Raw genomic sequence first — 4,312 nt, forward strand, 5'->3', positions numbered from 1 at the left:
GCAGGCCCTGGGCGAGCGCGCCCGCCTTGACCACGGCGTGCACCGCCGCCAGGTCGCGCGGCGACATGGAGGTGGGGGCGTGGTGCACGTCGTCGTCGAACGTGCCGCCCTCGGCGGTGATCCGGTCGACCACGGACCCGAGGTAGACCTCGCCGTCCCAGGCGACCGCCTCCATCAGGTACTCCTTGCCGTCCAGGAACGACTCGACCAGCAGGGCGTTGGGCCCCAGGTCGATCCCGTCGGCCTCGGAGTTGGCCCAGAACAGGTCCCGGATGCCCTCGGCGGCCTGCGCGTAGTGCTCGGCCAGCTCGGCCTCGTCGTCGCACTTGAAGACGAAGTGGCTGCCCGCGCCCAGGGTGGGCTTGACGATGACGGGGAACCCGAACTCGCGCGCGGCCTCCTGCGCCTCCTCCAGGCTCTCGACGTGCCGGAAGCCGGGGATGGGCGCGCCCCCCGCCTGGTGGGACTGGCGCATCAGCAGCTTGTTGCGGCTGTTGACGGCGGCCTCGCGGCCGATGGTGGGCAGGCCCAGCGCCTCGGCGATGACGGCGACGGCGACGACCGCGGCCTCGGAGAAGGTGATCACGCCGTCGAAGTGCTCGGCGGCGTGCCACTCCTTGGCGACCTCGACCATCTTGTCGATGTCCTTGGAGCCGACCAGGCGGTAGCGGTCGGCGGGCCAGAAGTCCTCGGTGCCCTCGCCGTTGAGCACGTGCAGGTCGACGCCGAGGTCCTGCACCTGCCGGTAGCGGGAGTGGTAGTAGTCCAGGTACTGGCGAGTCTCGACGGTCAGCAGCTTCACGGCGTCCTCCTACCGGGCGCTGTCGATCAGGGTGGTCGGCCGGGTCGGCGAGTCGGTCGCGGGCAGCCGGGGGAACCGGAACGCCGGGACCTCGGTCGCGGGCCTGCCGCCGAGGGCGAGGTCGACGCCGAGGCCGGTGAGGCGCTCGGCGGTGTCGACCAGGATCGGCGCGGTCCACGCCAGCAGGGTGCGGGCCTCCAGCAGCAGGTCGCCGGGGGCGGTGGGCGAGTGGCCGTTGCGGGCCGGGTCCACGGTCTCGGCGAGCGCGCGCAGCCTGGCCAGCTGGGTGATCGCGGTCTCGGCGGCGCGGCCGAGGGTGAAGCCGGGCAGCTCGTAGCAGAGCCGGAACCGCTCGTCCATCGCCGTGGCGCGCCTGCGCCCGGCCTCGGTGGTGGGCAGCGCGGTGCCGTCCACCACCCCGCCCAGCACCAGGGAGGTGGTGTCCGCCAGGGCGTTCCACGGGTCGACGAGCCTGCGCGTGGTGACCGAGTGCAGCTGCTCGCGGCTGAAGTTGGTGCGCTGGAACTCGGGCGCGGTCAGCGCGAGGTAGAACCGCACCAGGTCCCTGGGCACCTCGGCGAACAGGTCGGCGCCCCAGATGAGGTGGCCCCGGCTGGTGGAGAACTTCTCGCCCTCCAGGTCGTAGAACTCGTTGCAGACGTTGGCGTCCGGCGTGGTGTAGCGGTCGCCGTGCGCCATCAGCATCACCAGGTCGACCAGGCCCCAGTGGTAGACGTTGTCGAAGCCGTGGAAGTAGACCAGCTCCGCGCCGCTCTCGGCGCGCCACAGCTCGTCGGCGGCGCCGGGCGGGTTGCCCTGCTCGGTGGCCGCCCACCAGGTGCTGTACATCGCGGCGGGGACGGCCTCGACCCACGGGTAGACGATCTGGCCGGGGGTCTCCGGGAACGGGGCGGGGATGCCCCAGGAGCCGGGGAAAGTGACCGGCACGTCCGGCAGCGGGCGGGCCAGCAGCTCGCCGATGAGCTGCTTGGCGTGCGGGCGCCAGCGCGGGGTGCGCGAGGCGTAGTAGGAGGAGAGGCGCTCGCGGTACTCCTCCAGCGGCAGCACGAGGATGCGCTGCTCCCGGTAGACCACCGGGTCGCTCGGGTCGATCGTGTACTTCGGGTCGATCAGCTCGTCGAAGTTGTTGGGGTGCCCGCAGTTCTCGCAGGCGCCGCCGCAGCTGCCGGACAGGCACACCGGGCAGGTGCCGCTGACCAGGCCGTCGTACAGGAACACGCCCGCGTTCTTGGCGTAGGGCAGGCGCACGGTGCGCGGCTGGAAGCGGCCCGCGGCGTGCAGTTCGAGGAGGTAGTCGAGCACGGTGCGGCGGTAGCGCTCGTCGATCGGCGGCAGGCCGGGGACGAGGGTGCCCGCGGCGGCGAGCGAGCGGCTGATCTGCTCGGTGGAGGTGCGCACCAGCTCCTCGGGGGCCAGGCCCCTGCGGTGCGCGGTGGACACCACGTAGCTCTGGCTGTCGTCCGTGCAGGTCGTGTAGACCACGGGGCGGCCGGTGGCCTTGAGGTAGCGGGCGTACACGTCGGCGGACAGGTACGGGCCCGCGAGGTGCCCGACGTGCAGGTCGCCGTTGGAGGTGGGCGTGGCCGCGATGACGACGGCGGGCCGCGCGGTGGTCACCGGCTCTCCGCGTGCCTGGCAGCGAACTTCTCGGACAGCTCGGCGTCCCACCAGATCGAGTAGAACTGGAAGTCCTCCTCGCCCCGGTTCACCACCTGGTGCTCCTCGTGGGGGGTGAAGTGCACGATGTCGCCCGCCTTGAACTCGGTGGCGCCCTCGGCGGTGATGATCTCGGCCTGGCCGGTCATGGCGACCCAGATCTCGTACTCGTGGTGGCCGTGCGCGCCGGACTCGGCGCCGGGGCGCACCACGCACCAGGAACCCTCGAAGGGGGCGTTCAGCAGCTCCCACGGGACCAGGCGCTGGGCGACGAGCCCGTTGTCCTGCTTGAGGTTGTCCCGGTCCAACTTGCGCAACTCCATCATGTCGGTGCGTGCCTTCCAGGCGGTGGCGGGTGGGGGGTCAGGAGCGGACGACGTCGAGCAGCTCGGGCTGCACGCGGGCCGGGGCGGGGGCCTGGGCCGGGGCGTGCGCCGGGCGCTCGTCGGCGCGCAGGTCGGCGACGATCTCGCTGGAGCGGATGGCGAGCACGCTGATCAGCGAGTCCGCGATGCCGTGCGTGGCCTCGTTGACGCCCTGCAGGTACACGCGGGCGGTCACGTGGGCGGGGAGGGTGACCCGGTAGTTGCGGGTGACGGTGAAGTCGTCCGCGCCGACCGAGGCGGCCAGGTTCCTGGTCACCAGCGGCATCTTCTGGCTGTAGCCGGTGCCCAGCAGCACCACGTCGCAGCGCAGCTCGGAGCGGGAGCCGTCCTTGCGGTCCACCAGGGTCAGCACGACCTCGTCGCCCTCGGAGCGGGCGTCGGCGACCTCGACCATGGTGATGACGGACATCCGCTGGTCGCCGCTGAGCTTCTCCAGGTAGATGGTGCGGTAGAGGTTCTCCAGCGTCGCGGGCGAGAGGCCGCCGTAGTTGGTGCGGTGCATCTCGCGCAGCAGCTGCTCGCGGGCGTCCGGGAGGGCGCTGTTGAAGGTGTCGACGAACGAGGGGTAGAACAGCTCGTTGGTGAACTTGCTGCTCTCGTAGCCGTTGAGGCCGATGGAGCGCATCACCATGGTCACCTCGGCACCGGGCAGCGCCTGGTGCGACTCCCAGAACATCTCGGCCGCGGACTGCGCGCCGCCGACGACCACGACGCGCTTGGTGGTGGCCGGGTCGAGCTGCTTGAGGCGCTGGGCGAACTCGATGCTGTGCGCGACCTTCTCCTGCGGCAGGCCGAGGAACTCGGTGGGCACGTGCGGGTCGCGGCCGGTGCCGAAGACCAGCGAGCGGGCGCCGGTGGTGGAGCCGTCGGAGAAGCGCACCAGCCACGAGGTGACCTCGCCGCCGACCTCGGCGCGCGGCTCGACCGCCACCACCTTGCGGCCGTGCAGCACGCGCACCGACTTGAGGGAGGCGGCGACCCAGGACAGGTAGTCGGAGATCTCCCTGCGGTACGGGGTGAACGTGCCGAGGTTGATGAACTCGTCCAGCCTGCCGTTGGCGTGCAGGAAGTTCAGGAACGAGAACTCGCTGCGCGGGTTGCGCAGGGTGACCAGGTCCTTGAGGAACGACACCTGGCTCTGCGACCAGGGCAGCAGCATCCCGCGCTGCCAGGCCACGGTGTCGTGCTGCTCGACGATGGTGGTGTTCGCGGCGATCTCGGGCGCGAGCTCCTCCAGCGCCACGGCGAGCGCGAGGTTCGCGGGTCCGGCGCCGATCGCCAGCAGCTCGACTTCCTGGTGCTCCACGGGTTCTCCCATCTTCGGTGGGCGGTGGCGGTAGGACCGCCGCCCTCGTCGACCCGCCGCGACGGCGGCGGGGTGGTGCGGACCGCCCCTGGTGCGGGGCCGCCCCGGTCAGACCGGTTCGAACTGCAGGCTGACCAGGTC

Annotated in this window: 4 protein-coding genes; all 4 read right to left on the minus strand. The window is 71.7% G+C overall.

What is annotated here, in order from left to right:
- Window positions 1–802: ATP-grasp domain-containing protein (locus tag ACTUAL_RS20885; RefSeq protein WP_440901433.1), on the minus strand; the 802-nt coding region annotated here is incomplete at its 3' end.
- A gap of 9 nt (window positions 803–811) precedes the next feature.
- Entirely contained in the window at window positions 812–2,440 is a 1,629-nt protein-coding gene (locus tag ACTUAL_RS20890; protein WP_440901434.1) for a class I tRNA ligase family protein, read from the minus strand.
- Window positions 2,437–2,802, minus strand: coding sequence for a cupin domain-containing protein (locus tag ACTUAL_RS20895; protein WP_440901435.1), 366 nt, complete (start codon window positions 2,800–2,802; stop codon window positions 2,437–2,439). Before ACTUAL_RS20895 ends, ACTUAL_RS20890 begins: the two co-directional genes overlap by 4 nt.
- Before the next feature lie 40 nt (window positions 2,803–2,842).
- Window positions 2,843–4,171 carry a lysine N(6)-hydroxylase/L-ornithine N(5)-oxygenase family protein gene (locus ACTUAL_RS20900; protein ID WP_096493096.1) on the minus strand — a complete coding sequence of 443 codons (1,329 nt, stop codon included), beginning with the start codon at window positions 4,169–4,171 and terminating at the stop codon, window positions 2,843–2,845.
- Window positions 4,172–4,312 lie beyond the last annotated feature (141 nt).

It is taken from the genome of Actinosynnema sp. (genome assembly GCF_052038725.1).